The sequence below is a fragment of the Vogesella oryzae genome, assembly GCF_902829295.1.
Lineage (GTDB): Bacteria > Pseudomonadota > Gammaproteobacteria > Burkholderiales > Chromobacteriaceae > Vogesella > Vogesella oryzae.
This window is the reverse complement of sequence record NZ_CADEPL010000056.1, coordinates 52,248-78,332: the sequence shown is the minus strand read 5'-3', so window position 1 is coordinate 78,332 and position 26,085 is coordinate 52,248. Positions and strand designations below refer to the sequence as shown.

At 61.7% G+C, this 26,085-nt stretch carries 26 protein-coding genes and 2 tRNA genes; 5 read left to right on the top strand and 23 right to left on the bottom strand.

What is annotated here, in order from left to right; genetic code table 11:
- The 3 genes from HU218_RS16165 to HU218_RS16155 all read right to left on the bottom strand — a co-directional run.
- Positions 1 to 1,263 (bottom strand): transglutaminase TgpA family protein (locus HU218_RS16165; RefSeq protein WP_174875970.1); only part of this gene is annotated, 1,263 nt, incomplete at its 3' end.
- A complete protein-coding gene (locus tag HU218_RS16160; protein WP_174875969.1) occupies positions 1,253 to 2,197 on the bottom strand; it encodes a DUF58 domain-containing protein in 945 nt (314 codons plus the stop codon). The genes HU218_RS16160 and HU218_RS16165, both read right to left, overlap by 11 nt.
- Positions 2,181 to 3,089, bottom strand: a complete 909-nt coding sequence (locus HU218_RS16155) for an AAA family ATPase (protein WP_174875968.1) — start codon at positions 3,087 to 3,089, stop codon at positions 2,181 to 2,183. The genes HU218_RS16160 and HU218_RS16155 overlap by 17 nt, the downstream gene beginning before the upstream one ends.
- A gap of 136 nt (positions 3,090 to 3,225) precedes the next feature.
- Here HU218_RS16155 and HU218_RS16150 point away from each other — a divergent pair, with 136 nt between their 5' ends.
- The gene (locus tag HU218_RS16150) at positions 3,226 to 4,185 is read left to right on the top strand and encodes a histone deacetylase family protein (protein WP_174875967.1); all 960 of its coding nucleotides are present in this window, start codon (positions 3,226 to 3,228) and stop codon (positions 4,183 to 4,185) included.
- Between the two features lie 52 nt (positions 4,186 to 4,237).
- On the opposite strand, the gene def is transcribed toward HU218_RS16150, so the two are convergent.
- Positions 4,238 to 4,738, bottom strand: a complete 501-nt coding sequence (gene def / locus HU218_RS16145) for a peptide deformylase (protein ID WP_174875966.1) — start codon at positions 4,736 to 4,738, stop codon at positions 4,238 to 4,240.
- 66 nt (positions 4,739 to 4,804) lie between these two features.
- The gene (plsY, locus tag HU218_RS16140) at positions 4,805 to 5,437 is read right to left on the bottom strand and encodes a glycerol-3-phosphate 1-O-acyltransferase PlsY (RefSeq protein WP_174875965.1); all 633 of its coding nucleotides are present in this window, start codon (positions 5,435 to 5,437) and stop codon (positions 4,805 to 4,807) included.
- A gap of 68 nt (positions 5,438 to 5,505) precedes the next feature.
- On the opposite strand from plsY, the gene folB reads away from it, so the two are divergent.
- On the top strand, positions 5,506 to 5,865 hold the full coding sequence (gene folB, locus HU218_RS16135; RefSeq protein WP_174875964.1) for a dihydroneopterin aldolase: 360 nt from the start codon (positions 5,506 to 5,508) through the stop codon (positions 5,863 to 5,865).
- A 76-nt stretch (positions 5,866 to 5,941) separates the two neighbouring features.
- Here the strand turns inward: folB and HU218_RS16130 are convergent, their stop codons facing one another.
- From HU218_RS16130 to mutY, 13 genes are all read right to left on the bottom strand, one after another.
- A complete protein-coding gene (locus HU218_RS16130) occupies positions 5,942 to 6,250 on the bottom strand; it encodes a hypothetical protein (protein ID WP_174875963.1) in 309 nt (102 codons plus the stop codon).
- Positions 6,251 to 6,334: 84 nt separating this feature from the next.
- On the bottom strand, positions 6,335 to 6,721 hold the full coding sequence (locus tag HU218_RS16125) for a group II truncated hemoglobin (RefSeq protein WP_174875962.1): 387 nt from the start codon (positions 6,719 to 6,721) through the stop codon (positions 6,335 to 6,337).
- A gap of 80 nt (positions 6,722 to 6,801) precedes the next feature.
- On the bottom strand, positions 6,802 to 8,058 hold the full coding sequence (locus tag HU218_RS16120) for a D-amino acid dehydrogenase (protein WP_174875961.1): 1,257 nt from the start codon (positions 8,056 to 8,058) through the stop codon (positions 6,802 to 6,804).
- 88 nt (positions 8,059 to 8,146) lie between these two features.
- Positions 8,147 to 9,010 (bottom strand): CheR family methyltransferase, encoded by an 864-nt coding sequence (locus tag HU218_RS16115; RefSeq protein ID WP_174875960.1) that lies wholly within the window; start codon positions 9,008 to 9,010, stop codon positions 8,147 to 8,149.
- 63 nt (positions 9,011 to 9,073) lie between these two features.
- A complete protein-coding gene (erpA, locus tag HU218_RS16110) occupies positions 9,074 to 9,424 on the bottom strand; it encodes an iron-sulfur cluster insertion protein ErpA (RefSeq protein WP_174875959.1) in 351 nt (116 codons plus the stop codon).
- Positions 9,425 to 9,516: 92 nt separating this feature from the next.
- Positions 9,517 to 10,560, bottom strand: a complete 1,044-nt coding sequence (argC, locus tag HU218_RS16105) for an N-acetyl-gamma-glutamyl-phosphate reductase (RefSeq protein ID WP_174875958.1) — start codon at positions 10,558 to 10,560, stop codon at positions 9,517 to 9,519.
- A gap of 120 nt (positions 10,561 to 10,680) precedes the next feature.
- A complete protein-coding gene (gene rpsI / locus HU218_RS16100) occupies positions 10,681 to 11,073 on the bottom strand; it encodes a 30S ribosomal protein S9 (RefSeq protein ID WP_174875957.1) in 393 nt (130 codons plus the stop codon).
- An 18-nt stretch (positions 11,074 to 11,091) separates the two neighbouring features.
- Positions 11,092 to 11,520: a 50S ribosomal protein L13 gene (rplM, locus tag HU218_RS16095; RefSeq protein ID WP_174875956.1), complete on the bottom strand. Its 429-nt coding sequence runs from the start codon at positions 11,518 to 11,520 to the stop codon at positions 11,092 to 11,094.
- Positions 11,521 to 11,871: 351 nt separating this feature from the next.
- Positions 11,872 to 12,585, bottom strand: a complete 714-nt coding sequence (gene deoD / locus HU218_RS16090; protein ID WP_174875955.1) for a purine-nucleoside phosphorylase — start codon at positions 12,583 to 12,585, stop codon at positions 11,872 to 11,874.
- Between the two features lie 148 nt (positions 12,586 to 12,733).
- Positions 12,734 to 13,954 (bottom strand): phosphopentomutase, encoded by a 1,221-nt coding sequence (locus tag HU218_RS16085; RefSeq protein WP_174875954.1) that lies wholly within the window; start codon positions 13,952 to 13,954, stop codon positions 12,734 to 12,736.
- 74 nt (positions 13,955 to 14,028) lie between these two features.
- Positions 14,029 to 14,796, bottom strand: coding sequence for a deoxyribose-phosphate aldolase (gene deoC / locus HU218_RS16080; protein ID WP_174875953.1), 768 nt, complete (start codon positions 14,794 to 14,796; stop codon positions 14,029 to 14,031).
- A gap of 60 nt (positions 14,797 to 14,856) precedes the next feature.
- Entirely contained in the window at positions 14,857 to 17,067 is a 2,211-nt protein-coding gene (locus HU218_RS16075) for a RelA/SpoT family protein (RefSeq protein WP_174875952.1), read from the bottom strand.
- Between the two features lie 37 nt (positions 17,068 to 17,104).
- Positions 17,105 to 18,202, bottom strand: a complete 1,098-nt coding sequence (mutY, locus tag HU218_RS16070) for an A/G-specific adenine glycosylase (protein ID WP_174875951.1) — start codon at positions 18,200 to 18,202, stop codon at positions 17,105 to 17,107.
- 84 nt (positions 18,203 to 18,286) lie between these two features.
- Between mutY and HU218_RS16820 the strand changes: the two genes are divergently transcribed.
- Both HU218_RS16820 and HU218_RS16060 read left to right on the top strand, forming a co-directional pair.
- Complete coding sequence (locus HU218_RS16820; protein WP_217450856.1) at positions 18,287 to 21,070, top strand: THUMP domain-containing protein; 2,784 nt, start codon at positions 18,287 to 18,289, stop codon at positions 21,068 to 21,070.
- A 77-nt stretch (positions 21,071 to 21,147) separates the two neighbouring features.
- Complete coding sequence (locus HU218_RS16060) at positions 21,148 to 21,747, top strand: MarC family protein (protein ID WP_174875950.1); 600 nt, start codon at positions 21,148 to 21,150, stop codon at positions 21,745 to 21,747.
- Here HU218_RS16060 and HU218_RS16055 read toward each other — a convergent pair.
- The 5 genes from HU218_RS16055 to hppD form a co-directional block, all read right to left on the bottom strand.
- The gene (locus HU218_RS16055; protein WP_246211336.1) at positions 21,731 to 22,768 is read right to left on the bottom strand and encodes an HD domain-containing phosphohydrolase; all 1,038 of its coding nucleotides are present in this window, start codon (positions 22,766 to 22,768) and stop codon (positions 21,731 to 21,733) included. The two genes, HU218_RS16060 and HU218_RS16055, sit on opposite strands and share 17 nt — an antisense overlap.
- A gap of 181 nt (positions 22,769 to 22,949) precedes the next feature.
- Positions 22,950 to 23,025: transfer RNA gene (locus tag HU218_RS16050), tRNA-Phe, on the bottom strand.
- 21 nt (positions 23,026 to 23,046) lie between these two features.
- Positions 23,047 to 23,122: transfer RNA gene (locus tag HU218_RS16045), tRNA-Phe, on the bottom strand.
- Between the two features lie 121 nt (positions 23,123 to 23,243).
- Entirely contained in the window at positions 23,244 to 23,903 is a 660-nt protein-coding gene (maiA, locus tag HU218_RS16040; protein ID WP_174875949.1) for a maleylacetoacetate isomerase, read from the bottom strand.
- 133 nt (positions 23,904 to 24,036) lie between these two features.
- Positions 24,037 to 25,110 carry a 4-hydroxyphenylpyruvate dioxygenase gene (hppD, locus tag HU218_RS16035; protein WP_174875948.1) on the bottom strand — a complete coding sequence of 358 codons (1,074 nt, stop codon included), beginning with the start codon at positions 25,108 to 25,110 and terminating at the stop codon, positions 24,037 to 24,039.
- Positions 25,111 to 25,470: 360 nt separating this feature from the next.
- Between hppD and HU218_RS16030 the strand changes: the two genes are divergently transcribed.
- Positions 25,471 to 25,953, top strand: a complete 483-nt coding sequence (locus HU218_RS16030) for an Lrp/AsnC family transcriptional regulator (RefSeq protein WP_174875947.1) — start codon at positions 25,471 to 25,473, stop codon at positions 25,951 to 25,953.
- The last annotated feature ends 132 nt before the right edge of the window (positions 25,954 to 26,085 follow it).

The window sequence follows — 26,085 nt, the reverse complement described above, 5'->3', positions numbered from 1 at the left end:
CTGTATTGGCGCCGGCATCCCGGCAGCCCGCGCCAATACAGTAAACGCGGAGGCGAAATGCTCGCAGAAGCCCTGCCGGCTACCGAACAGGAAGCCATCCACCACATTACCCTGTAGCTGCGGCGGGTTAAGGGTGTAGCTAAGGCCCTGCGCCTGCAGCCACTGCTTCAATGCCAGCAGCCGGGCTTCCGGCGCGGGAAAACCTGCGGCCAACCTCTGCGCCGCCAATACGGTACGCGGGTTACCTGCCGGCAGGCGCTGATACACCTGCTGCAGACGAGGCGGCAGCGCTTCCAGATAATAATCGCTGACTAGGCTGCCAAGCCGGTAACGCAAACGGCTATTGTTGGTGCTGTCATTACGACGCAAGCGCTGCTGCGACACCAGCCGTACGCCCTCGCCGGCGACACTGGCCTGCTCCAGCTGCGGCAGCAGGCCACGATACGGCTCGGCCACTACGTCGTAACGCAGCATTGGCGCATCTGCCGGCAGCCGGACGCTACCCGCATACGGCAGGAACCCCGCGCTCCAGCTGACACCGTCGAATTGATCAAACACCATCACCCGCCAGTACAGTTGCGCCGGACGCGGCTGCGGGCCGAAGAATTGCGCGGTAAAGGCCGGCTCGCGGGATGGAATCATGCGGCCAACGCTGCCGGGACTCATGCTGTCGGCCAGCCCGGTGGTGGCGCGACGATCTTCGCTGGGCATACTCCACAGCGGGCCAGGCAAGCGCGGCATGACCACAAACAACACCAGCATCACGGGAAAGGACAGCAGCAGCAGCTTGGCCGCCAAGCGTGGACTGACGTGTGCGTCTTCACCGGCCAGCAGCACCATGCTCCAGGTCAGCGCAAACAGGCTGAACACCAGCCATGCCGCCGCCAGTGGCCCCTGCTCGAACAACAAGGGCGTCGAGGCCAGAAAAAACCCTGCGGCCAACAGCACCCGCCAATCACGCAGCTCGCGCGACTCCAGCGCCTTGCCGGCCACCAGCAACAACAGCAGGGCGACACCGCCTTCGCGGCCAACCAGCGTATGCAGCGTCAGCCACAGCGCCAGCACCGGCAACGCCAGCAACGGCAGCAGCCACCAGCGGGAAGGCAATCTGCGCTGCTGCCAGTGCAGCCAAGCACGCCAGGCCAGCAGTAGCGCAAACAATAGTGGCGCCCATAGCGGCAAATAGAAGAGCAGCGGCGCGGCGGTCAGCAACAGCGCCAGCAATGTCGCGAGCGCCGGCCAGCGCAGAGCATCAACCGGCATCGCGGACTCCGAACTGCGCCAAGGCCAGCAAGCCCGGGGTGATGTCACCCTCTTCCAGCAGCAGTTGTTGTTGCGGCAGACTCAACACCACCGTCGCCCCCTCCTGTTGAGCCTGCAGCAGGCGCCAGCACAGCCGCGACAGTCGCTCCTCCGCCGCCATCTCTGGCGGGTAATCCGACCACGCCAGCAGCAGCTGCCGGCCAGCCGGCTCCAGTGCGGCAAACTCGCGCGCCGCCAACGTCCGGCTGCGCGCGAATACCCGCCAGGCAATACGGCGCATGCCTTGTGCCGGCTGCCAGTTGCCCAGACCGGAAAACTCGTCACCCTCGTGCCGCACAGGAACGGCATCGTCGCCACCGCTGCCCGCTGCCGGCGGGCGCTCGTCAGCCAGGGGCTGCGGATACACCCAGACGCTTGCGGCCAACCTTACCGGCGCAAAGGCGCGGATCAGTCCCAGCGGTGCCTCGGACCACACCCGTAACGGCGGCATGAGCAGTTGGCCGCGATGCGGCGCCGCCAACGCCAGTGCCAGCCGGCCATCGTCCTGCCGGCGCTCGCGCTCGCTGCCATGCAACCAGCCCAGGCGGCCCCTCCCCGCCTCTGCCTGTGGCCAGCGCAGCTGCACCACGAAATCGGCACTGTCACCGGCAAACACCGCGCCCGCCCCCTCGGCACGCAAGGCAAGCCCAGCCAGCTGGCGATAGGCCATGAACACCGACAACAACAGCAGTGCGATGATCCAGAACGACAGCACATAGGCCAGACTGACGGCGTAATTCAACGCCCCGATCCACACCAATACCGCGACACAGAACAGCAGCAGACCGAACCGGGTAGGCAGCAGGTAGATACGGTTCTGGCTGAGCGTGACCGATGGCGCGCGTGGCGCCCGCCGTGCCATCCAGCGATCCAGCGCCTCACGCCAGCGCGACATGATCCAGCAGCCGCAAGGCAAGCGCAGCACTGCTGCTACCGGGCAAACGCGGCGTCAAGCGGTGCGCCACAACCGCGACAAATACCGCCTTGATGTCCTCCGGCAATACGTGATCACGCCCCTCCAGCAAGGCCCAGGCCTTGGCTGCGGCCAACAGCCCCAAGCCGGCCCGCGGGCTGAGGCCATGCACGAACTGCTCGTTCTGGCGCGTTGCCTGCAGCAAGGCCAGCACGTAACCGGCCAACGCTGGCGACACATGCAAAGCCCTCACCCGCTGCTGCAGGCTGAGCAGCTCGTCCACGCTCACTGCCGGTTTTAGTGCCGGCAGCAGCTGGCGCCGGTCGCCATCCTGCAGCAGTTTCAGCTCGGCCTCCGGCGGTGGATAGCCGAGGGAAATACGCATCAGAAAGCGGTCAAGCTGGGATTCCGGCAACGGGAAGGTGCCTTGCTGGCCAAACGGGTTCTGGGTGGCAATCACGAAGAATGGCGCCGGCAACGCATGGGTAGTGCCGTCCGCCGACACCTGCTGCTCCTCCATCGCCTCCAGCAACGCTGATTGCACCTTGGGGGAGGCGCGGTTGATTTCGTCGGCCAGCAGCAACTGGGAAAACACCGGTCCCGGCCGGAACTCGAAGCGGCCATCAGCAGGAAGAAAGACACTGCTTCCCAGCACATCGGCCGGCAACAGATCGCTGGTGAACTGCACGCGGCGGTAGCTCAGCCCCAGCACCGCCGCCAGACTGTGCGCCAGCGTGGTCTTGCCGACGCCCGGCACATCCTCGATCAGCAAGTGCCCGCCAGCCAGCAGACAGGCCAAGGCAAGTCGGGTAGCTTGCGGCTTGCCCAGAATCAACGCATCCAGTTGACGATTCGCAAAAGTGACGGATTGCATTTGACCTCGCTTACGCGCAGTATCTATTAAAAAATCATATATCCCGAATTATCCCTACAAAGCAATAGAGCCGGCAGCGCACTACGTGCGCCCACTAGCCCGTAACAGACTCGCCGCCGGAGACAAGGAAACGCTCGTGTTGACCTGGTTGAAATCCCATCTTCCCGGCGGTGGTCTGACCGCCTTCATCTCGCATAGCACCTGTCTGCAGCACAATATGGGGGTTGGCCACCCGGAATGTCCGGAGCGCCTGGTCGCCATCCGCGACCAGCTCAAGGCCGCGCAGATTTTCGACAGCCTGAATGAAGTCGAGGCGCCGCAGGTAAGCGAGCAGCAACTGGCCCGCGTCCACCCGCCACACTATGTGGAATACATCGAATCCTGCGCGCCGTCAGTAGGAACTTTCCGTGTCGACCCGGACACCGCGATGAATCCGGGCACGCTGCCGGCCGCGCTGCATGCCGCCGGCGCCGTGATAAAGGCCGTCGACATGGTGATGAGCCGCGAGGCGCCGAATGCTTTCTGCGCCATCCGCCCGCCCGGGCACCATGCCGAAAGCGCCAAGGCGATGGGCTTCTGCTTTTTCAATAATATCGCCGTCGGCGTGGCGCACGCGCTGTCGCAACATCGGCTGGAGCGGGTGGCGGTGATCGACTTCGATGTTCATCACGGTAACGGTACCGAAGAGATTTTCCGCGACGACCCGCGTGTATTGATGGTGTCCACCTTCCAGCATCCGTTCTACCCGTACTGCGGCGAGGTACCGCTGGGCAGCAATATGCTGAACGTGCCGCTGAAAGCGGGCAGCACTGGCCGCGAATTCCGCGAGGCGGTGGAATACCAGTGGTTGCCGCGACTGCACGAATTCAAGCCGCAGATGATTTTTATCTCGGCCGGTTTCGATGCCCATCGCGAGGACGATATGGGCTCGCTTGGGCTGGTGGAAGCCGATTACGAATGGGTAACACGACAATTGATGATGGTAGCCGCAGAACATAGCGAAGGCCGCATCGTGTCGGCGCTGGAGGGTGGCTACGATCTGTCGTCACTGGCCCGCAGCGTTACAGCCCACGTCAAGGTATTGTCCGACGGCTGAATATCCGTGGCAGCAACGACAACGGCACCTGCGAATGTGCCGTTTTTTGCTGTCAGGTTGGCCGCAACCACTCCGGGTGGCGCCAATACAGCCAGCGCTGACGCCAGGCTGGCAGGTGATCGATAAACAGCCGCCCCGCCAGATGATCCAGTTCATGCTGGATCGCCGCCGCCTGGAAATCGGCAGCCTTGTAGTGCTGCCACTCGCCATTGCGATCCTGCGCCTGCACTCGGATACGGTTGGCGCGGCCAACCTTGCCACGCACACCGGGCACAGACAGGCAGCCTTCGCGATTGACATCGTAACCGCTGGCATCCAGCAACTGCGGATTGATCAGTAGCAGCGGACTGTCGCGATGGTCGCTGACATCCACCACCGCTACGGCGTAGGGCGCCCCCAGTTGTGGCGCGGAAAGGCCGACAGCGTTGGCCGTGGCATACAGGGTATCCAGCAGATCGTCGATCAGCGGCTGCACCGCAACGAAATCGGCAACCGGTTGCGCAGGCTGCCGCAGGCTTGCATCACGCAAGGAGAGAATGGGGCGAATGCTCATGACGAGAACCCGTATCCCGAACGCGCTGCGCAGCCCGGAACGGCCCCGCAGCGCACGAGAGGGTTCTCAGGACTGGGACTGGTCGCCCGAAGACGGCTTGCCGATCTTGTCTTCGTTACCGGTCAGCAGGTTGATCAGGTTCGATTTATGACGATGAATCACCAGAATCGCAATGATGATGCAGGTACCGAAGTACACACTTTGCGGTCCGACAATAAAGTAGGCATAAACCGGCACCAGCACACAGGCGACGATGGCGGACAGCGAGGAAATCTTCACCACGAAGGCCATGAACAGCCAGGTCACTACCGCGGCCAGCGCCAACCACAGATTGAAGCCGAACAGCACCCCGACGGCTGTCGCCACCCCCTTGCCACCCTTGAAGCCGAAGAACACCGGCCACATGTGCCCGATCAGCACCGCCAGGCCAGCCATTGCCACGCCCTGTCCGCTCAGGCCGTAAGCCGGCCCGAAGGCCTGCACCAGCGCCACCGCCACCCAGCCCTTGAGGCCGTCACCCAGCAAAGTCAGCACGGCGGCCAACTTCTTGCCGCTGCGCAGCACATTGGTGGCGCCCGGATTTTTCGAGCCGTAAGTACGCGGATCGGCCATGCCCATAAACTTGGACACGATCACCGCAAACGACAGGGAACCGAGCAGGTAAGCGCCCAAAATGAAGGCAAATGCTGTTGTGGTCATGTCTTATCCACTAGAATGCAAGGCTTGGCATTTTACGGTATCGGGCACTAAACCCAAAGCCCGCAACGATGGACATCATTTACTTGCGCGAAGTGCGCGCCGAAACGGTGATTGGCGTGTACGACTGGGAGCGCACCGCGCCCCAAACCGTCCTGCTGGACATCGAATACGGCATCCCCAGTGAAGTCGCCTGCCACAGTGACGATATCGGCGACACCATTCACTATGGCGAAGTGGTCGAGCGGGTGCGCAGCTCGCTCGCCGAGCAGCACTTCCTGCTGATCGAGGCGCTGGCCGAGCACATCGCCCGCATCGTGCGCGAAGAGTTTGGCGCACCATGGGTAAAGGTCGCGGTCACCAAGCTCAACATCCTGCCGGATGTCAAACACGTTGGCGTGATGATCGAGCGCGGCCACCGCCCGCATTGACGCGATCAGCAACAACAGAACGGCCCGCCAATTGGCGGGCCGTTCTGTTTGGATCATCGGCATCTGCTCTCGCCGGCTACCAGGTTACCCGCAGCCGCAACTCGGCTTTGCTTTTGTTAAGCCGGAACGACAGCCGAGTATGGTTGTCCAGCTGCAAACTCGGCCGGATACCGAAGCGGTTGCCGTCACGCCCATCCACCCGCTCCAGACTGAACATCCCGGACTGCCACAACAAGGGATCCTGCTCGTTCAAATGCAGCAGATTATTCCCGCCCTGTGCCGCCACAATCGGCGAGGCACACAACATTGCGCTCGGCGGACAGTCCGCCAGGACCGGTAGAGCGACAACCGCAAGCAGTGCGCCCCAGCATGACATCGACTTCATGATGATCGTCCCGCTGGATCGACAAACAACTCCTGATCTCAGCTTGGATCATCAGCCACCACATGCAAGCACTAAACGCCGCGGTTATTCCTGCTGGTTACGCATGAAGTCTGCGGTGTTGTAAAAAGCCTCCAGCAGCTTGGCTTTCAGCCAGTCCTCGCACAGCAACTCGTTTACAGCCTGGTTCATGCACTTCATCCACATATCGCGCGCTTCGCTATCCACGGCAAACGGCATGTGGCGCATGCGCAAGCGCGGATGGCCAAATTTTTCGATAAACAGCTGCGGACCGCCGAGCCAGCCGGAGAGGAACATGTACAGTTTCTCGCGCGAAGCGGCCAAGTCCGCCGGATGCATGTCGCGCAGCGGTTTTACCGACGGGTCACTTTCCATGATGTCGTAGAAGCGGTCGGTCAGCCAGCGCACTACGCCGGCGCCACCCAACAGCTCGTAAGGGGTCATTTCCTGCATGGTGTCTTCCCTAGTTCTTTCAGCGCGGCATGGTACCACGCCACCACGGCTGGACTCTGTTCCTGGTCAAGCTTGCGTAGTTAGCCGCGCAGAAACGGAAAAACCAGCTCCGGCGTGCGGCCGGACATCAACTCGGCCAAGGCCCGACCGGAACCCGGTCCTTCGGTCCAGCCCAGCGTGCCATGCCCGGTATTGAGCCACAGATTGGCGAACCGCAGCCTGCCGATCAGCGGCACATTGCCGGGCGTGGCCGGGCGCAACCCGCTCCAGAAGCGGGCGGCCTGCCAGTCGCAGGCATCGCCGAACAGTTCGCGCGCGCGGCGGATCAGCGCGGCGCAACGCACCGGATTGAGCGCACTGCAATAACCGGACAACTCGGCAGTACCGGCAATCCGCAACTCGTTGTCCAGCCGGGAAAACACCAGTTTGTGCGATTCATCGGTGATGCTGACCTGCGGGGCCAGACTATGGTCCTGCACCGGCACGGTGGCGGAATAGCCTTTGAGCGGATAAACCGGCAGCCGCAAGCCCAGCGGCTGCAACAGCAGCGGACTGTGGCTCCCCATCGCCACGACAAAAGCATCGGCAGCCAGGCTGCGATAAGCGCCGTCCGGCCCGGTAACCGACACACGGGCGATACGTTCGCCTACTGCTTCCAGCGCATTGATACGGCTCTGATAATGGAACTCCACCCCGGCGACGGCACAGGCATCGGCCAGTTGGCTACTGAACCGGTGCACGTCGCCGGACTCGTCGCTCTCGCACCAGCTTGCGGCCCACATGCGCGGCGCAATCGCGGCCAATGCCGGCTCGCGCGCCACGGCTTCGCTGACGCTGATCAGCTCACGACGGATGCCCTCTGCTGCCAGCAGGCGGCAGGCATGCTCGGCATGACGCACGCCCTGCCGATCAAACAGCAATGCCAGAATACCTTGCTGCCGGTGTGCGTAACTGGGGGCCAGTGTCTGGCGTAACTGGGCGAAGGTCTGCTGGCTGTAGCGCCCCAGCGCCACCATGGCTTTAAGGTTGGCCGCATGCCGGCCACTACGGCACTGGCCCAGAAAGCCGGCGATCCAGCGCCATTGTTGCGGATCAAAACGCGGCCGGAACAACAGCGGCGCATCGTCTCGCGGCAACCACTTGAGCACCTGCCACGGCGTCGCCGGATGGGCCCACGGCTCGGACTGGCTGACCGAAATCTGGCCGCCATTGGCAAAACTGGTTTCGCGTGCCGGACCACTGCCGCGGTCGACGACGACGACATCGTGCCCTGCCTGCCGCAGAAACCAGGCCGTACTGATACCCACGATGCCCGCCCCCAGAACTGCCACCCTCATCGCCATTCCCCAAAGACAACGGCCCGTTGCGGGCCGTTTATTGTCAGACAGGATGATGGTAATGCTGCGAGCGCAGCATGCCAAGCCATCATTGCCGGGGCTTGGCCAGTTCGTACACCGTTTTGCCTTTCAACGAGAAGTAATCGGAGGCGAAATAGAAATTCTCGGAGTGGCCGACAAACAGCAGCCCCTGCGGCTTGATCAGCGGATGGAATTTTTTCAGCACGGCAAACTGGGTATCGCGATCGAAATAGATCATCACATTACGGCAGAAGATGGCATCGAACTGCTTGCGGATACCCCAGTTGCTGTCGATCAGGTTGAGGCGCGAAAACTGGATCATGTCGCGCAGCACACTTTTGGCCTGATAGCTGCCGTCCGGCAACTTGTCGAAGTACTTGCCGGCATAACCGGCAGGCAGCTTGGCAATCTTGTCGGCGCTGTAAATCCCTTTGCGGCCAACCTCCAGCATGCTGGTATCGAGGTCGGTGGCAAGAATATGGATCGAAGGCTTGCTGCCCAGCGGAAAGGCTTCCAGTGCCGTCATCGCGATGGAGTACGGCTCCTCGCCGGAAGACGCCGCTGCGCACCAGATGGCAACCTCGCCTTTACCGGCAAGGGTTTTCAGATGAGCGGACAACATCTGGAAGTGATGCTCTTCGCGGAAGAAGAACGTCAGGTTGGTGGTCAGCGCGTTGACGAACTGCTCAAACTCGCGCTTGCCGGCAATGCTTTGCAGAAAATCGATATAGGCCGCAAAAGTGGGCAACTTCAATTCGCGGATACGGCGCACCAGACGGCCATACACCATGTCTTTCTTGGTGGGATTCAGCGCAATGCCGGCCTCTTTGTGAATCAGCTGCCGGATGCGCTCGAAATCCTGATCGCGAAAATCGAACTCGCGCTTGAGTTCGAACTTGGGCAACACAATAGGCGGTATCTTGTTCTGCATGCCATTCTCCGCAAAATAAAAAACCCGGGAGCAGGCCCGGGTTTCCGTGGTGCATGGCTCGAATTATACCGAGAACGACGAGCCGCAACCGCAGGTAGTTTGCGCGTTCGGATTGCGAATCACGAACTGGGAGCCTTCCAGGCTGTCCTGATAGTCGATCTCGGCACCAACCAGGTACTGGTAGCTCATCGGATCAACCAGGAACACGACGCCGCCCTTTTCAATAGAGGTATCGTCTTCGTTGGCGATTTCGTCAAAGGTAAAACCGTACTGGAAACCGGAGCAGCCGCCACCGGTCACGAACACGCGCAGTTTCAGGTCTGGATTACCCTCTTCTGCCACCAGATCGCGCACCTTGTCGCATGCAGCGTCGGTAAACATGATCGGGGACAGGGTTTCGGTTGCAGCAGTCATGTCTCAAGCCTTTCACAACGGACAGGCCGCGCCGGCGGCCTTTCATCCTAGTATTTTAGTCGGATATTGGGCCGCTTGGCGAGCTTTCAAGTTCAGGGCAGCAACGGCACAATGTCCAGACCGGCATTTTCCGGCTGGCCAAACATCAGGTTCATCACCTGCACCGCCTGTCCGGAAGCACCTTTCACCAGGTTGTCTTCCACTACCAGGATGATCAGCAGATCGCCATTGTTCGGGCGATGCACCGCGATACGGGCGGTGTTGGCACCGCGCACAGAGCGGGTTTCCGGGCAACTGCCAGCTGGCAACACATCCACGAACGGCTCGCCGGCGAAACGCTGTTCGAACAATTGCTGGTAATCCACATCACGGCCTTCCGGCTGGATACGGGCATAGATGGTGGAGTGGATACCGCGGATCATCGGCGTCAGATGCGGCACAAAAGTCAGCTTCACCGGTGCACCATGGATTGCCGACAGCCCCTGTTCGATTTCCGGCGAGTGACGATGGCCCTTCACGCCATAGGCCTTGAAGTTGTCGCCGGCCTCGGCAAACAGGGTGCCCACCTCGGCCTTGCGGCCGGCACCGGATACCCCGGACTTGCAATCGGCAATCAGGGTCTGGCTATCAATGTATTGCTTGCCGCCTTCCAGCAACGGCAGCAAACCAAGCTGCACCGAAGTCGGATAACAACCAGCCATACCGATCAGACGCGCAGCCTTGATTGCCTCGCGATTGACCTCCGGCAGGCCGTAGACAGCCTCAGCCAGCAGATCGGTGCAGCTGTGCTCCATCGCATACCACTTGGCAAACAGCTCAGGATCTTTCAGGCGGAAATCAGCTGCCAGATCGATCACCTTCACGCCGGCTTCCAGCAACTCGCGCGCCTGAGCCATCGCCACACCGTGCGGAGTGGCAAAAAACACCACGTCACAGGCATTGAGGTCGGTTTCATCCGGCGTGCTGAACGCGACGTCCACACGGCCACGCAGGCTGGGGAACATCTCGGCCACTTTCATGCCGGCTTCCTTACGCGAGGTCACGGCCACAACCTCTGTCCCCGGATGATTTGCCAACAGACGCAATAGCTCGACACCGGTATATCCGGTACCGCCGACGATGCCCACCTTGATCATGCGAGGCTCCTTAATATAAAAAAATGTCGCAAAGGCGACATGGTAAGGAGTGCGGCAGTGCATTGCAACAAAGAAAAAAGCCACCGCGTACGGTGGCTTTTTTGTCTCGCAACAAGCAGATTAACGCTTGGAGAATTGCTTGCGACGACGTGCTTTGCGCAGACCCACTTTTTTACGTTCAACTTCACGGGCATCGCGGGTAACGAAGCCGGCGTTGGACAGGGTCGGCTTCAGTTCAGCGCTGAAGTCGATCAGAGCGCGGGTGATACCCAGACGGATAGCACCGGACTGACCGGTTTCGCCGCCACCGGATACGTTGACCATGATGTCAAACGATTCCAGATGTTCGGTGAGCTGCAGCGGTTGACGGATAACCATGCGACCGGTTTCGCGAGCGAAGTACAGGTCAACCGGCTTGCCGTTAACGACGATCTGACCGGTGCCCTTTTGCATGAACACACGAGCTACCGAGCTCTTGCGACGGCCAGTGCCGTAGTAGTATTTACCGTTCATTTAAATGTTGCCTCTGAATCAGATTTCCAGCACTTTCGGCTGTTGTGCGGCGTGCGGGTGCTCGGTGCCGGCATAGACCTTGAGCTTCTTGATCATTGCGTAGCCCAGCGGACCTTTCGGCAGCATACCCTTAACGGCTTTTTCCAGAACGCGCTCCGGGAACTGGTTTTGCAGTTCGGTGAAGTTGCGTTCGTAGATACCGCCCGGGTAACCGGAGTGACGGTAGTACTTCTTATCCAGTGCCTTGTTACCGGTAACGCGCAGTTTGTCTACGTTAACGACAACGATATAGTCACCGGTATCAACGTGCGGAGTGAACTCCGGCTTGTGCTTACCGCGCAGACGACGAGCGATTTCGGCAGCGAGACGGCCCAACACCTTGTCTTCGGCGTCGACCACGAACCACTCGCGCTTTACCTCATGCGGCTTGGCAGAAAAGGTCTTCATGGAACTCTTCCATCGTAATTCTTGAAAGTTCCGGATTCTATTACAGTGAGCTTACGCTGTCAAACCAAACTGGCAGTTCAAAGCCTTGTCCGGCAAAGAAAAACCTGTCGCGCAACAAGCTGGCGAAAAAGCAAAAAAAGAGCGCAACCAGACAAACCGGCTGCGCCAAGTTCCACCTATTGAAGGAGGATGGAGGAGACAACACCAAAACGCACACGCATGTGCAACGCCCTGATGTGTTTTGATTATGGTGACGCCATGGCACTTTTGCAAGATTTTTTTGTGCGCCGCACCAAAAATCTATGCTATCCATGCCACACCAGCCTACATCCGTTTGAAAAACAAGCAGTGCTACAGCTGTAGCGCGGTTTCCAGCGCGATTTCCATCATGTCGTGAAAGCTGTTTTGCCGCGCCTCGGCATCCATTGCCTCCCCGGTCGGAATCACATCCGACACTGTCAGGATGCCCAGCGCCCGCGCTCCATATTGCGCCGCAACACCGTAAATTCCCGCCACTTCCATCTCTACTGCATAGACATTCATGCCCTTGAGCACGTCCAGCAATTGCGGCTGCACGCCATAGAACAGGTCGGCAGAAAACACATTACCGACCTGCACCGGTTTGCCCAGCCGCGCGGCAACATCGACCGCGGCACGCAACACCTCGAAATCGGCAATCGCGGCAAAGTCGTGATCCAGAAAGCGCATGCGGTTGACTTTGCTGTCGGTGCAGGCGCCCATGGCGATCACCACGTCGCGCAATCCCAGCCGCGCGCCATCCACCGAGCCGCAGGAGCCGATGCGAATCAGCGTTTTCACGCCAAAGTCCTTGATCAGCTCGGTAGCGTAAATACTGGCGGACGGAATGCCCATGCCGTGCGCCATCACCGACAGCCGCTTGCCGCGGTAATGACCGGTATAGCCGAACACATTGCGCACGCCGGTCACCTGCACCGCGTCTTGCAGATAGGTTTCCGCGATCAGTTTGGCGCGCAGCGGGTCGCCGGGCATCAGAACGATGTCGGCAAAATCCCCCTTTTCGGCACCGATATGCGGTGTAGCCATTGCTTGTCTCCAGTCTTGCCCGCCGGTGCGCCGATACACGGAAAGCCGCAGCCTATGCCGCGCAGGTACGGTGTTCCACCCACCGGCGGAGGTGTCTGCCGTGCCAACGTCCGTGTCCTTCCGTGTATTGGCATGACAAGAAATCGGGTTAGTGCAAAAACGAGCGCCCGTAATCCATTGCCGGCAATCCCAGCCAGCCGGCGACACTCTGGCCGATATCGGCAAAGGTGGCGCGCTCGCCGAGACTGCCGGCCGGCACCTGCTTGCCGTAGCACAACACCGGGATATGCTCTCGGGTGTGGTCCGAACCGGGCCAGCCGGGATCGCAGCCGTGGTCGGCCGTCAGGATCACAATATCATCGTCACGCAGCTTGCCCAGCAGCTCAGGCAAGCGAATATCAAATGCCTCCAGCGCCCGGGCGTAGCCCGGCACATCACGGCGGTGACCGTAACTGGAATCGAAATCGACGAAATTGGTAAAGATGATGCTGTTCCCGGGTGTGGTATCCATGGCGGCCAGGGTTTTAGCCCACAGCTCGTCCAGACCGGTAGCCTTATATTGCTGCGTAATGCCGACGTGGGCGTAGATATCGGCAATCTTGCCGATGGACACCACCTCGCCCCCCGCCTCGACCAGCTTCTGCAGCACCGTCGGCGCCGGCGGTGGCAGCGCCAGATCCTTGCGGTTGCCGGTGCGCAGGAAGTTGCCCGGTGCATCACCGATGAAGGGACGCGCAATCACGCGGCCGATATTGTAAGGCGCCAGCAGTTCGCGGGTGATGTCGCATAGCTCATACAGCCGTTGCAGACCGAACGTCTGCTCGTGACAGGCGATTTGGAACACCGAGTCGGCGGAGGTATAGAAAATCGGTTTGCCGCTGCTCATGTGCTCGACCCCGAGTCGATCGATGATCTCGGTACCGCTGGCGTGGCAATTCCCCAGATAACCAGGCAATGCCGCCGCCTGCACGATGGCCGCCAGCAACTCCGGCGGAAAGCTGTTTTCCCTGGCGTGGAAGTAGCCCCAGTCGAACAGCACCGGCACACCGGCAATCTCCCAGTGCCCGGACGGCGTATCCTTGCCACTGGACAGCTCGCGGGCGTAGCCATAGGCCGCAATTGGCGCTGCCCGCAGCATCCCTTCCGGAAAGTAGCCGGACGACAGCTCGCAGGCATGCGCCAGGCCCAGAGCCGACAGATTGGGCAGCTGCAGCGGACCATTGCGGCCAACGTTGGCCGCGCCACTGCCCGCGGCCCGTGCAATACGCCCCAGCGTATTGCTGCCGACATCGCCGAATTTGTCGGCATCGGCACTCGCGCCGATGCCCAGCGAATCCAGCACCAGCAGGATGACGCGTCGCTTGTTCATCACGTGTCCTTTCTCGCTATTGCCTTGCCGTGCGCCGGCACCGTCGCCGCCATTCAGCATAGCCCTGACAAAGGCTAGTAACCGTCGCCCACCGCCGCCGACTGGCCACGGATCACCGCCTGCAAATTGGCCAACAACCCGGAAGCGCCAAAACGGAAGTGCGCTGGCGTCAACCACGCTTCACCCATGATTTCCGCCGCCAGTTGCAGATAAACCGCCGCCTCCGCCAGGGTACGCACGCCGCCGGCGGCCTTGAAGCCGGCATCACGGCCACTGTCGCGCAGCGCCTGCAGCATGATGCGGGCCGCCTGGGGCGTAGCATTGACGGCCACCTTTCCGGTCGAAGTCTTGAGAAAGTCGGCGCCGGCCGCCAGCGCGATGTCACTGGCTTGGCGAATCCGCTCCGGCGTAGCCAGTTCGCCGCTTTCGATGATCACTTTCAGTAGCCGCTCGCCGCATGCTGCCTTGCAGGCGGCCACCAGCGCGGCGCCAACTTCGGCCTCGCCAGCCAGTAGCGCGCGATACGGAAACACCACATCCACCTCGTCGGCACCGGCGGCGATGGCGGTATGGGTTTCCGCCGCGGCCGCGGCGACGTCGGCATCGCCGTGCGGAAAATTGACCACAGTCGCCACCCGTACCTGCGGCACACCATACTCGGCCAGCGCCTGGCGCGCCGCGGCCACCAGCCGCGGATAGACGCACACCGCCGCGACGATACCGGCATCACTGCCGGCAGCGGCACACAAGGTGCGTATAGTGTCGCCACTGTCGTCCACGTTCAGGCTGGTGAGATCCATCAGGCTGAGCGCCAGCCGCGCCGTAGCAATCGCATCCTGCATGCTGCCTCTCCCTGCAAGGTTGGCCGCAGCCATGCGGCCAACGTTTTGTCGTGCGTCCGGCTAGACGCGACGCGCTTCCTGCACGCCGCGCACTTCCATCACGTGCGCCAGCACCCGGCTGATGTCGCGCACATGACGCACCTCTACGGTGAAGCGCAGCTTGGCCTTCTGGTTGCGCGACAGGGTGTTGACGCCAATGACGTTGAGCTTCTCGCGCGAGAACACATCGGAAATATCGCGCAGCAGTCCCGGCCGATCGGCAGCATGCACTTCCAGATCGATCGGGAACACGCTGCTTTTCTGCTCGCCCCAGTCGGCGGCGATCAGCCGCTCCGGCGCATCGGCGGACAAGCGTTTTAGGGTGATGCAGTTGTTACGGTGGATCGAGATGCCGCGGCCGCGGGTGACAAAGCCGACCACACCATCCGGCGGCGCCGGCTTGCAGCATTTGGCGAGGATGGTCATCAGATTGCCCACCCCTTCGATCAGCACCCCGCCGGCATCGTGCCCACCCTTGCTGCGGCGGACGATGTCGTCGGCGGTCAGCTCGGTAACCTGCGGCGGAGCGAAACTCTCGATGGCGTTGCCCATCGCGCGCAAGCCCACCTCGCCATGGCCGATGGCGGCGTACAGCTCGTCCAGCCGGTCGTAGCCCAGCTTTTCCGCCAGCGCGCTCAGGTTGGGCTGCACATGCGGATGGCGCGCCAGCTCGCGCTCGAAAATCTGTCGCCCGTTCTCGCGTACCGCGTCGGCGTTCTGCTGGCGGATGTACTGGCGGATCTTGGCAATGGCACGCGGGCTCTTTACCCAGCCTTCGTGCAGCCAGTTCACCGACGGGCCGCCATCCTTGGCGGTCAGCACCTCTACCCGCTGGCCATTCTGCAGCGGCGTGGACAGCGGCACGATATTGCCTTCCACCTTGGCGCCACGGCAGCGGTGGCCCACGTCGGTATGCAGCGCATAGGCAAAGTCGATCGGCGTGGCGCCGTGCGGCAGCGCCAGCACCCGCCCCTGCGGCGTCAGCACATAGATGGTGTCGGAGAACAGCTCAGTCTTGAAGGCATCGGCCAGGTCTTCCTTGTCGGAGCCGGACATGTCTTCGCGCCAGTCCAGCAGCTGGCGCAGCCAGGAGATTTTCTCCTCGTACTGCGCATCGCCCTGCCCGCCTTCCTTGTAGCGCCAGTGCGCCGCCACGCCGAACTCGGCATGCTCGTGCATTTCGAAGGTACGGATCTGCACCTCGACGCCGCGGTCTTCCGGCCCGATCACCGCGGTGTGCAGGCTGCGATAGTCATTGGCCTTGGGGTTGCTGATGTAATCGTCGAACTCGCCCGGAATCGGCTGCCACATGCTGTGGATCAGGCCCAGCACGGTGTAGCAGTCCTGCAGCTTTTCCACCAGGATGCGTACCGCGCGGATGTCGTACAGCTCGGAGAAATCGAGCCGCTTCTTCTTCATCTTCTTCCAGATGGAGTAGATGTGCTTGGGACGGCCGGCAACATCGCCCTTGATGCCGGCTTTTTTCAGCTCGCCGCGCAGGGTTTCCAGCACGCGCTCGATGTAGTCGATGCGCTCCAGCCGGCGCTCGTCCAGCAGCTTGGCGATCTTCTTGTAGTTTTCCGGCTCGGTGTGACGAAAGCCCAGGTCTTCCAGCTCCCACTTGATCTGCCACACCCCCAGACGATTGGCCAGCGGCGCGAACAGGTCCAGCGTTTCCTGCGCGATCTGCCGCCGCACCCGCTCGTCGGTCACATTGGTGAGGAAGTGCATGGTCTGGGTGCGCCACGCCAGCTCGATCAGCACCACGCGGATGTCGGCTACCATCGCCAGCAGCATCTTGCGCATGGTTTCCGCTTGCTTGGCACGGTCTTCCGGTGTCGCCAGCTTGTCGATGCGCGCCAGCTCGGTGAGGCGCTGCACGCGGTTGCCGCCTTCCACCAGCGTCAGCACGGTGCGGTTGAAGGCCTTGGGCAGCCACTCCTGCCAGTCCTTGCGGAATTCCGGCACCGCAAACAGCAGTGTGGCGGCGATGGCATCCGGCAGCAGGTTGAGGTCGGCAACAATCGCCGCCGCCGCGACCGCATGGCTGAAGATGTCTTCGCCGGTGTGCGGCAGGGTCTTGTCGTGGTACAGCTCGCGCGCGGCATCGAAGGCCCGGGTGAGCAAGGCGCGCTCTTCGGCACTGAGCGAGGCGCCCAGTTGCGCCAGCCAGTTGGCCGGATCTGCGGCATCGGCCAGGGTATCGGCCACGGAACGGACTACGGAAACCATGTATCAATCCAACCTTGCGGCCAACGCCGCTGCAAACTCATTCCGCCGGAACGGCACCATCCAGCGCCTGTTGTAGCAAACGGCGTACCGGTGCCGGCACCCCGGCATCCAGCGCCGTGGCCAGCGGCCACCATTGCCAGCCGTTGTCGGCACAGACGTCGCCCGACAAGCGCACCAGCTCCACACATTGGGGCGTAATCGTTAATTTAAAATGGGTAAATACATGCACCAGCGGTGGCCAGGCCGGCGCCAGATCGCCCTCACCGTTGGCCGCCAGCCAGTCGACGATCGCCAGCGTGGAATCGAACTGCGGTAGCGACAGCAGGCCGCCCCAGATACCGCTTGGCGGGCGACGCTCCAGCAATACCTCGCCATCGCGTAGCGCCAGCAGCATCACCGTTTCGCGTTCCGGCACCGCTTTCTTAGGTTTTTTTACCGGCAATTCGGCGGTGCGTCCGTCGCGGGCGGCAATACAGCCATCCACCATCGGACACAGCGTGCAAACCGGCTTGCTGCGGGTACAAACCGTCGCCCCTAGGTCCATCAACCCCTGGGTATACGGCACCATGTCGAGATTATCGGCCGGCAACAGCCGCTCGGCCAGTTGCCACAGCTGTGTCTCGACCGGCTTGTCACCGGGATAGCCTTCCACGCCAAAACAGCGGGCCAGCACCCGTTTCACGTTGCCATCAAGAATGGTCTCGCGCCGGCCAAAGCAGAAGGCGGCAATGGCGGCCGCGGTGGAGCGGCCGATGCCTGGCAAGGTCTCGATCGCCTCCCGTTCGGCAGGAAAAACGGCGCCAAACTCGCTGACCACCTTTTGCGCGGCCTTGTGCAGGTTGCGGGCACGCGTGTAGTAGCCGAGGCCGCTCCAGTACGCTAGCACGTCATCGACCGGCGCTGCGGCCAACGTTGCCAGATCCGGAAAGCGCTGCAGGAAGCGCGGGTAGTAGCCCAGCACGGTGCTGACCTGGGTCTGCTGCAGCATGATTTCCGACAGCCACACCCGGTACGGGTCACTCACTTGCCAAGGCAGACCGTGTCGCCCATGGTCTTTTTGCCAGGCTATCAGCCGCGGGGCGAATTGCTGTTCCACTGCCAAACACCATCGCCGGTTGAAAATCGAACCGGCCATGGTAAACCAAAGGCTGGCGGCAACCAAGCGGGGGACGGTCGAATAGGCTAGAATGATGGATTGTTTTCAAAGGATTACCGCTTTATGTCCACCTTCCGTTCCCGCCAGCGCGCTTCCGTGCGCCGACAGCCCACCACGCCCACCGAGCGTAACGCGCCCCCCAGCGGGCACCAGACGCCAGCGGCAGGGCAGGCTCCGGCCAAACCGCGCTTTGGCGGCGAGCGTCGCGAAGGTGGCTTCAAGCGCGAAGGCGAACGCAATTTCGACAAGCCGCGTTTCGGCGGCGACGACAAACCACGCTTTGCTGGCAACGAACGTCGCGAAGGCGGCTTCAAGCGCGAAGGCGAACGCAATTTCGACAAGCCGCGTTTCGGCGGCGAGGACAAACCACGCTTTGGCGGCAACGAGCGTCGTGAAGGCGGCTTCAAGCGCGAAGGCGAACGCAATTTCGACAAGCCGCGTTTCGCTGGCGACGACAAACCACGTTTCGGCGGCGGCGAGCGTCGTGAAGGTGGCTTCAAGCGCGAAGGCGAACGCAATTTCGACAAGCCGCGTTTCGGCGGCGACGACAAACCACGCTTTGCCGGCAACGAACGTCGCGAAGGCGGTTTCAAGCGCGAAGGCGAGTTCCAGCCGCGCGGCGAGCGTAATTTCGACAAGCCACGCTTTGGCGGCGACGACAAACCACGCTTCGGCGGCGGCGAGCGTCGCGAAGGCGGTTTCAAGCGCGAAGGCGAGTTCCAGCCGCGCGGCGAGCGCAATTTCGACAAGCCGCGCTACAACAACGAGCACCGTGAAGGCAGCTTCAAGCGCGAAGGAGAGTTCAAACCGCGCAGCGAAGGCAACGTCGACAAGCCGCGCTACAGCAACGAACACCGCGAAGGCGGTTTCCGCCATAACGATGGCCTGAAGCGCGACAGCAGCTCACAACAGCGCCACGAATTCCAGCCGCGTGGCGATCACGCCATCGACAAACCGCGCACGCTGTTTGGCGGCAAGACGATTACGCCAGCGGCCCCGGCCAGTGAAGAAGCCCAGCCGGAGCGTCGCTATCCCCGCGATCGCGTCGCCGGCCGTGGCGGCAAGGCCCACCCGGATTACGTTGCCCCGCCGGTTCGCGAAGAGGCCCCTGCGGCCAACCCGCCTGCCGCCGCGCCACGCAGCGGCACCAGCTTTCTGAAACGCGTAAGCGACGATGCAGCGGACAACAGCAGCAGCCAGAACAGCGCCGCCCAGCCGCGCGCCGAACGCGACTTTGACCGCCCGCGTTACGGCAGCGACAAGCCGCGCTACGGTGGCGAGGACAAACCGCGCTTTGGCGGCGAGCGTCGTGAAGGCGGCTTCAAGCGCGAAGGCGAGTTCCAGCCGCGCGGCGAACGCGACTTCGATCGTTCGCGTCATGGCAGCGACAAGCCACGCTTCGGTGGCGACGACAAACCGCGCTTTGGCGGCGAACGTCGTGAAGGCGGCTTCCAGCCACGCGGCGACCGCGATTTCGATCGCCCACGCCATGGCGCCGACAAGCCGCGCTTCGGTGGCGAGGACAAACCGCGCTTCGGCGGCGAGCGCCGCGACGACGGCTTCAAGCGCGAAGGCGAGCAGCCGCGCACGCTGTTCGGCAAAGGCCAGAGCACCGGCAATGACACCGGCGGCAAGGTTGGCCGCACGCCGTTTGTCAAAACCCAGTTCCGCGCCCTGCAGGAAAACGAGCTGGCGCTATTTGCCAGCTGCCCGCGCGGCCTGGAAAAAATCCTGGCCGACGAGATCAGCCTGCAAGGCGGCAGCGAGCTGCAGCTGACCGATGGCGGCATCGCCTTCATCGGCAACCGTGAAGTGATGATGCGGGTCAACCTGCATTCGCGCGTGGCCAGCCGCGTGCTGATGCAACTGGCGCAAGGCAGCTTCCAGGAAGAGCGCGACATTTACACCCTGGCCCACGGCATCGACTGGCCGGCACTGTTCGAGGTCGGCTGCACCATCAAGGTCAATACCGATGGTCACTCGCGCCTGCGCAGCATGGACTACGTCTCGCTGCTGGTAAAAGACGCCATCTGCGACCGGTTCCGCGAAGCCTGCGGCGAGCGCCCCAGCGTCGACACCCGCCATCCGGACATGCGCATCCGCGTGTTCATCTCCGGCTTTGACGTGCAGATCTACCTCGACACCAGCGGCGAAGCGCTGTTCAAGCGCGGCTGGCGCGAAGAAACCGGCGAGGCACCGCTGCGCGAGAATCTGGCCGCCGGCATTCTGCTGCTGGCCGGCTACACCGGCAGCCAGCCATTGCTGGACCCGATGTGCGGCAGCGGCACCTTCCTGGTAGAAGCTGCAGACATCGCCATGAACCGCGCCCCGGGCCGCGCCCGCCGCTTCGGCTTCGAACAGCTGAAAGGCCATAACGACCTGCTGTGGCACAGCATCCGCAACGATGCCGAGCTGGCACAGCGCAAGTTGGCCGCCCTGCCGCTGTTCGGCAACGACCGCGACCCGCAGCTGGTAGAGATCACCCGCCGCAATCTGGCGCGCGCCGACATCGAGCAGCTGGTTACCCTGAGCTGCGCCGATGCCACCACGTTGGCCGCACCCGCCGCCAACGGCCTGATGGTGTGCAACCCGCCGTACGGTGTGCGCCTGGACGAACAGGAGAGCCTGGCCGAGCTGTACCCGCAGCTGGCTACCTGGCTGAAGCGCAACTTTGCCGGCTGGCACGCACACTTCATGACCGCCGATAGCCGCCTGCCGTCGCTGATGCGCCTGTCCACCAGCAGCCGCCCGCAGCTGTTCAACGGCCCGCTGGCCTGCCACGTCTATGGCTTCGAACTGGTTGCCGGCTCCAACCGCAAGGAAAAGACCGCCGACGATAGCCAATAAGGCGGGTTGTAGGCTATGTTGCAAAAGGGCGTGTCACAGCGCCCTTTTTCTCATTCCGCCCCTGAACGGAACGCCTGATGAATACATCCTTTCTGTCTGCCACCGTGCTGCTGATCCTGATCACCGACCCGCTGGGCAATATCCCGCTGTTCATCTCGGCACTGAAAAAGGTGAAGCCGGAGCGCCGGCGAAAGGTGGTATACCGCGAATGCCTGATCGCCTATCTGGTACTGCTGGTTTTCATGTTCTTCGGCAAAGGCTTTCTGGAGCTGATGCACCTGACCGATGAAAGCCTGCGCGTGGCCGGCGGGGTAATACTGTTCCTGATCGCGCTGAAGATGATCTTTCCGGGCGAAGGCAGCCTGGCGGGCAACCAGATCACCGGCGAACCGTTCATCGTCCCGATTGCGGTGCCGCTGATTGCCGGGCCATCGGCCATGGCTACCGTATTGCTGATGTCCACCCGCGAACCGGAGCGCATGCCGGAGTGGATCGGCGCGCTGACCCTCACCATGCTGGTCACGCTGCTGGTATTCCTGTTTTCCGGCAAGATCCACCGCCTGCTGGGCGAGCAGGCGATGACAGCGATGGAGCGGCTGATGGGCCTGATCCTGACCGCCATCTCCATCGAGATGCTGCTAGGTGGCGTAGCCGCCTATATCAAGAAGCTGGCCTAGCCTGATCGCCAGCCGCAGGGGATGACATATCCGCCCCATCGTGCAGCTGCTGGTAAACCTGCATGATCTGCGCCTGGGCGGCAAAGAAAGCATCGACCACCTGCGGGTCAAAATGCTTGCCGCGCTGCTCCTGCAATAGCCCCAGCGCGCGCTCCAGCGGCCACGCCGGCTTGTACGGCCGCGCCGAGGTCAGCGCATCAAACACATCGGCCACCGCCACGATGCGACCAACCAGCGGAATGGCATCACCGGCCAGCGCGTTCGGATAGCCGCTGCCGTCGAATTTTTCGTGATGTGTCATGGCTATGTCGTAAGCCATCTCCAGCAGTGGCGAGCTACTGCCGCGCAGGAACTCGGCTCCGCGGCTGGCGTGTGTCTGCATGACAACCAGCTCGGCCGGCTCCAGTCGCCCCGGCTTGAGCAGAATATGGTCCGGAATGGCCACCTTGCCGATGTCGTGCATCGGCGCGGCCAGCTGCAGCAACTCGCAGACATGTTCGTCCAGCCCCATCTGCCGGGCAATGAGGTACGAGTACTTGGCCATGCGCTCGATATGGCGTCCGGTTTCCGGATCTCGCGACTCCGCCATATGCGACAGTCGCATGATCAAATCCTGTGCAGCCGCCTCCTTCAGCCGGCGCTGCGCCTGACGCAGTTTGAGCAGGTTCTGGATGCGCGCCCGGGTTTCCGCCGGGTCCAGCGGTTTGGCCAGGAAGTCGGTCGTACCAGACTCCAGCGCATTCTGCCGCACCGTCTTCATGTCACTGGTCGTCACCATGATGATGGGCACATCGGCGACATGCGGCAGCGCACGCATCTCGCTCACCAGCGCGATGCCATCCATGCCCGGCATCATGTAGTCGGTCAGCACCAGATCGGGCTCGTGGAAACGACACCACTGCAGCGCCGCTTCCGGATCGGTCATCGTCACGACCTCGCAGCCGGAGATGCGGCCCACCATGTGCTCCAGCACCATCAGGTTGGCCTGATTGTCGTCAACAATCAGTACTGTCATTTCCATTATCAATTCCCACGTTAAGCCAGGCTCCAGAACAGCTTGCAGCCTAGCATCTTCACGTTTCTCACCACCTGACCAACGTCAGGTTATGCAGTATAGAAGCAGGAACGACAAACCCGGACATCGCGCGTCGAGCGAGGACGCAAAAAAGCCGCAATCAAACGATTGCGGCTTTTTTATATTCTGGTGGCCAATCTCGGAATCGAACCAAGGACACACGGATTTTCAATCCGTTGCTCTACCAACTGAGCTAATTGGCCAGACATCTGAAGCGGGAAAAGTGGTGGCCAATCTCGGAATCGAACCAAGGACACACGGATTTTCAATCCGTTGCTCTACCAACTGAGCTAATTGGCCTCTTCGCCGTGCACTTGCGTGCTGCATCAGAGGCACGCATTAAAGCAGATCGCGATTTAAGCGTCAAGGCTTTTCCGGTAAATACTGCCGAAAACGGCTTCTTTTTCAAATCTGCTGCTTTTTATACCGCGTCCGGCTGTTGCGCCGGGTGCGCCGCGGCAAAAGCGGGTAGCAGCTCCAGGCGGTCGGCAATCGCGGCCAGCAGCGGATATGGCGCCATCTCCACATTGAAACGCCGTGCGTTGAAGACCTGCGGCAGCAGGCATACATCAGCCAGCGTAATGTCATCGCCAAAACAGTACTGGCCGGCGCTATCAGCCAACTGCAGCTCCAGCGCGGCAAAGCCTTCCTGCAGCCAGTGCCGGTACCAGGCATTGCGCGCCTCTTCCGGCTGCTGCAGCTCGTTCTTCAGATAGTTGAGTACCCGCAGGTTATTCAGCGGATGGATGTCGCAGGCAATGCTTTGCGCCGCGGCACGTACCCGCGCCCGCATCGCCGCGGCGGTTGGCAATAATGCTGCCGTGTGCGGATAGGCTTCGTCGAGGTACTCGCAGATCGCCAGCGACTGGGTAAGCAGCACGCCGTTATCCAGCAATGCCGGCACCAGCCCTTGCGGATTCAGCGCCAAATAGTCTTCGCTGCGTTGCTCGCCCCTGACCAGGCTGACCGGCTGCTGCCGGTAAGCCAGCCCCTTGTGATTGAGGGCAATACGCACCCGATAGGCGGCAGAGGAACGGAAGTAGCCGAACAGCGTGCGGCCAACGTTGGTGAGATCAGTCATGGTTTGCTCCAGCAGATTGCAGCAACACGTTGGCCGCAGCACGGATGCTGCGGCCAGACGCTTGCAGGATCGGCAGGCGGTGCCGGCGCGGCCCAGATCGTCCACACCCTGCCCCCGGCACCGCAGCCGAAACTTAGTCGGCGGACAGCACGCCGCGGCGAATCTGGTCTTCCTCGATCGACTCGAACAGCGCGCGGAAGTTGCCTTCGCCAAAGCCTTCATTGCCCTTGCGCTGGATGATCTCGAAGAAGATCGGCCCGATCACGGTTTCGGTGAAGATCTGCAGCAGGATGCCTTCCACCGGCGCACCGTCGATCAGGATGCTGTTCTTTTGCAGGCGCGCCAGGTCTTCGCCGTGGTTCGGCACGCGCTGGTCCACTTTCTCGTAGTAGGTGGCCGGGGTGTCGAGGAAGCGGGTGCCACGTGCCTTCAGGGTTTCCACCGTAGTGTAGATGTCCTCTGTGGTCAGCGCGATGTGCTGGATACCCTCGCCGTTGTACTGCTTGAGGAATTCCTCGATCTGGCTCTTGTCATCGGACGACTCGTTGATCGGGATGCGGATCTTGCCGCACGGGCTGGTCATCGCCTTGGACACCAGGCCGGTGAGCTTGCCTTCGATGTCGAAGTAGCGGATTTCCTTGAAGTTGCCGATGTTCTCGTAGAAACCGGCCCAGTGCGCCATATTGCCGCGGAACACGTTGTGGGTCAGGTGATCGATCACCTTGAGGCCCACGCCTACCGGATGCGGGTCGACACCTTCCAGCGGCACGAAGTCGATGTCGTAAATGTCTTTGCTGCCGTAACGATCCACAAAGTACAGCGCGGAACCGCCAATGCCTTCTACTGCCGGGATGTTCAGCTCCATATAGCCGATCGGGCGGGTATACGGTTTGGCGCCGTGCGCCAACGCGTACTCGTAGGCTTTGGCGGCGTCCTGCACGCGCCAGGCCATGGCGCAGGCCGACGGGCCATGCTGGCCGGCAAATTCGGTAGCCGGCTGGGTGGGTTCGGCATTGAGGATGAAGTTGATATCCCCCTGGCGGAACAGGCTGACATTCTTGCTGCGGTGGCGGGCCACTTCGATAAAGCCCAGCGACAGGAACAGCGCTTTGAGCTTGTCGACACCGTCGGCATCGGGTGCGGTGTACTCGACAAACTCGAAGCCGTCGGTTGCCAGCGGATTCATCAGGTGGTGTTCCATTTTCATGCTGTTCTCCTCTTTGCGGCCTCGATGCGGGCTGCAGCTCTGTAGGTGTGCGGCACAAGGCCGTCCTGGCCAGATCACGACGTCATGCCGGACAACGGGAGATAAAAATGCAACACCACTACAAGCAGATACCATCTCGCGAAGTACTGCCTGCAGCGCCGTAAAATGCCGCCAAACAGCGGCCTGACGGCACTCTCCTCTTGTATTTTGCTATCCGGCGATCTGCTGCCGCCGTAATAAATGACTGGCTATAGCGGAGTATTCTAAGTAAACTTGCCGGCAATTTTCTTGCGATATAATGCGCAGAAAATCAAAAACATAAAACAAAATTCCAGAGCAAACCCATAATCAGGAGACATCATGCCCGTGGCAACACTGGACAAGACCGACATCAAGATGTTGGCCGCATTACAAGCCAATGGACGCCTGACCAACGTCGAACTGGCTGAAAAAGTAGCCCTCTCCCCCTCACCCTGCCTGCGCCGCCTGAAACAGCTGGAAGAATCCGGCGTCATCCGCCAGTACGTGGCCCTGCTGGAGCCAGCCAAAATCGGCCTCGGCCTGCAGGCTTTTGTCCGCGTATCGCTGGAAAAACGTGGCGGTGGCCACCTGGAAAACTTCATGGAAGCGGTACAACGCTGGCCGGAAGTGGTGAACTGTTACGCCATGACCGGCGAAATGGATTACCTGCTGCAGGTGTACTTTGAAGATCTGGAGCACTTCTCGCGCTTCGTGATGGATGATCTGCTGCAGCAGCCGGGCGTCGAGGACGTCAAATCCAGCTTCGTGCTGAAAGAGTTCAAGAAAACCACCGCACTGCCGATCTCGCATCTGGGACAATAAGCGGCGCGGTGCCCGCCGCCGTGTGACAGCAGCGTTGGGCGACAACGGCCTGCCCCGATGCCAGCACCAAGGCCCGGCTCCGCCGGGCCTTGTCGCATCCGGCTATCATTGCCGCAACTTGCGCTTGCCGCC

Bases quoted from the DNA above. Each gene is read 5' to 3' on its own strand.
- def (WP_174875966.1), bottom strand. From the start codon at position 4,738: ATGAGCATTCGCCCCATTCTCTCCTTGCGTGATGCAAGCCTGCGGCAG.
- mutY (WP_174875951.1), bottom strand. From the start codon at position 18,202: ATGGCCGGTTCGATTTTCAACCGGCGATGGTGTTTGGCAGTGGAACAG.
- maiA (WP_174875949.1), bottom strand. From the start codon at position 23,903: ATGACTGATCTCACCAACGTTGGCCGCACGCTGTTCGGCTACTTCCGT.
- HU218_RS16820 (WP_217450856.1), top strand. From the start codon at position 18,287: ATGTCCACCTTCCGTTCCCGCCAGCGCGCTTCCGTGCGCCGACAGCCC.
- HU218_RS16085 (WP_174875954.1), bottom strand. From the start codon at position 13,954: ATGAACAAGCGACGCGTCATCCTGCTGGTGCTGGATTCGCTGGGCATC.
- HU218_RS16055 (WP_246211336.1), bottom strand. From the start codon at position 22,768: ATGGAAATGACAGTACTGATTGTTGACGACAATCAGGCCAACCTGATG.
- HU218_RS16030 (WP_174875947.1), top strand. From the start codon at position 25,471: ATGCCCGTGGCAACACTGGACAAGACCGACATCAAGATGTTGGCCGCA.
- HU218_RS16130 (WP_174875963.1), bottom strand. From the start codon at position 6,250: ATGAAGTCGATGTCATGCTGGGGCGCACTGCTTGCGGTTGTCGCTCTA.
- HU218_RS16075 (WP_174875952.1), bottom strand. From the start codon at position 17,067: ATGGTTTCCGTAGTCCGTTCCGTGGCCGATACCCTGGCCGATGCCGCA.
- argC (WP_174875958.1), bottom strand. From the start codon at position 10,560: ATGATCAAGGTGGGCATCGTCGGCGGTACCGGATATACCGGTGTCGAG.
- HU218_RS16155 (WP_174875968.1), bottom strand. From the start codon at position 3,089: ATGCAATCCGTCACTTTTGCGAATCGTCAACTGGATGCGTTGATTCTG.
- erpA (WP_174875959.1), bottom strand. From the start codon at position 9,424: ATGACTGCTGCAACCGAAACCCTGTCCCCGATCATGTTTACCGACGCT.
- HU218_RS16120 (WP_174875961.1), bottom strand. From the start codon at position 8,058: ATGAGGGTGGCAGTTCTGGGGGCGGGCATCGTGGGTATCAGTACGGCC.
- rpsI (WP_174875957.1), bottom strand. From the start codon at position 11,073: ATGAACGGTAAATACTACTACGGCACTGGCCGTCGCAAGAGCTCGGTA.
- HU218_RS16160 (WP_174875969.1), bottom strand. From the start codon at position 2,197: ATGTCGCGCTGGCGTGAGGCGCTGGATCGCTGGATGGCACGGCGGGCG.
- HU218_RS16125 (WP_174875962.1), bottom strand. From the start codon at position 6,721: ATGCAGGAAATGACCCCTTACGAGCTGTTGGGTGGCGCCGGCGTAGTG.
- plsY (WP_174875965.1), bottom strand. From the start codon at position 5,437: ATGACCACAACAGCATTTGCCTTCATTTTGGGCGCTTACCTGCTCGGT.
- hppD (WP_174875948.1), bottom strand. From the start codon at position 25,110: ATGAAAATGGAACACCACCTGATGAATCCGCTGGCAACCGACGGCTTC.
- HU218_RS16060 (WP_174875950.1), top strand. From the start codon at position 21,148: ATGAATACATCCTTTCTGTCTGCCACCGTGCTGCTGATCCTGATCACC.
- rplM (WP_174875956.1), bottom strand. From the start codon at position 11,520: ATGAAGACCTTTTCTGCCAAGCCGCATGAGGTAAAGCGCGAGTGGTTC.
- folB (WP_174875964.1), top strand. From the start codon at position 5,506: ATGGACATCATTTACTTGCGCGAAGTGCGCGCCGAAACGGTGATTGGC.
- deoD (WP_174875955.1), bottom strand. From the start codon at position 12,585: ATGGCTACACCGCATATCGGTGCCGAAAAGGGGGATTTTGCCGACATC.
- deoC (WP_174875953.1), bottom strand. From the start codon at position 14,796: ATGCAGGATGCGATTGCTACGGCGCGGCTGGCGCTCAGCCTGATGGAT.
- HU218_RS16115 (WP_174875960.1), bottom strand. From the start codon at position 9,010: ATGCAGAACAAGATACCGCCTATTGTGTTGCCCAAGTTCGAACTCAAG.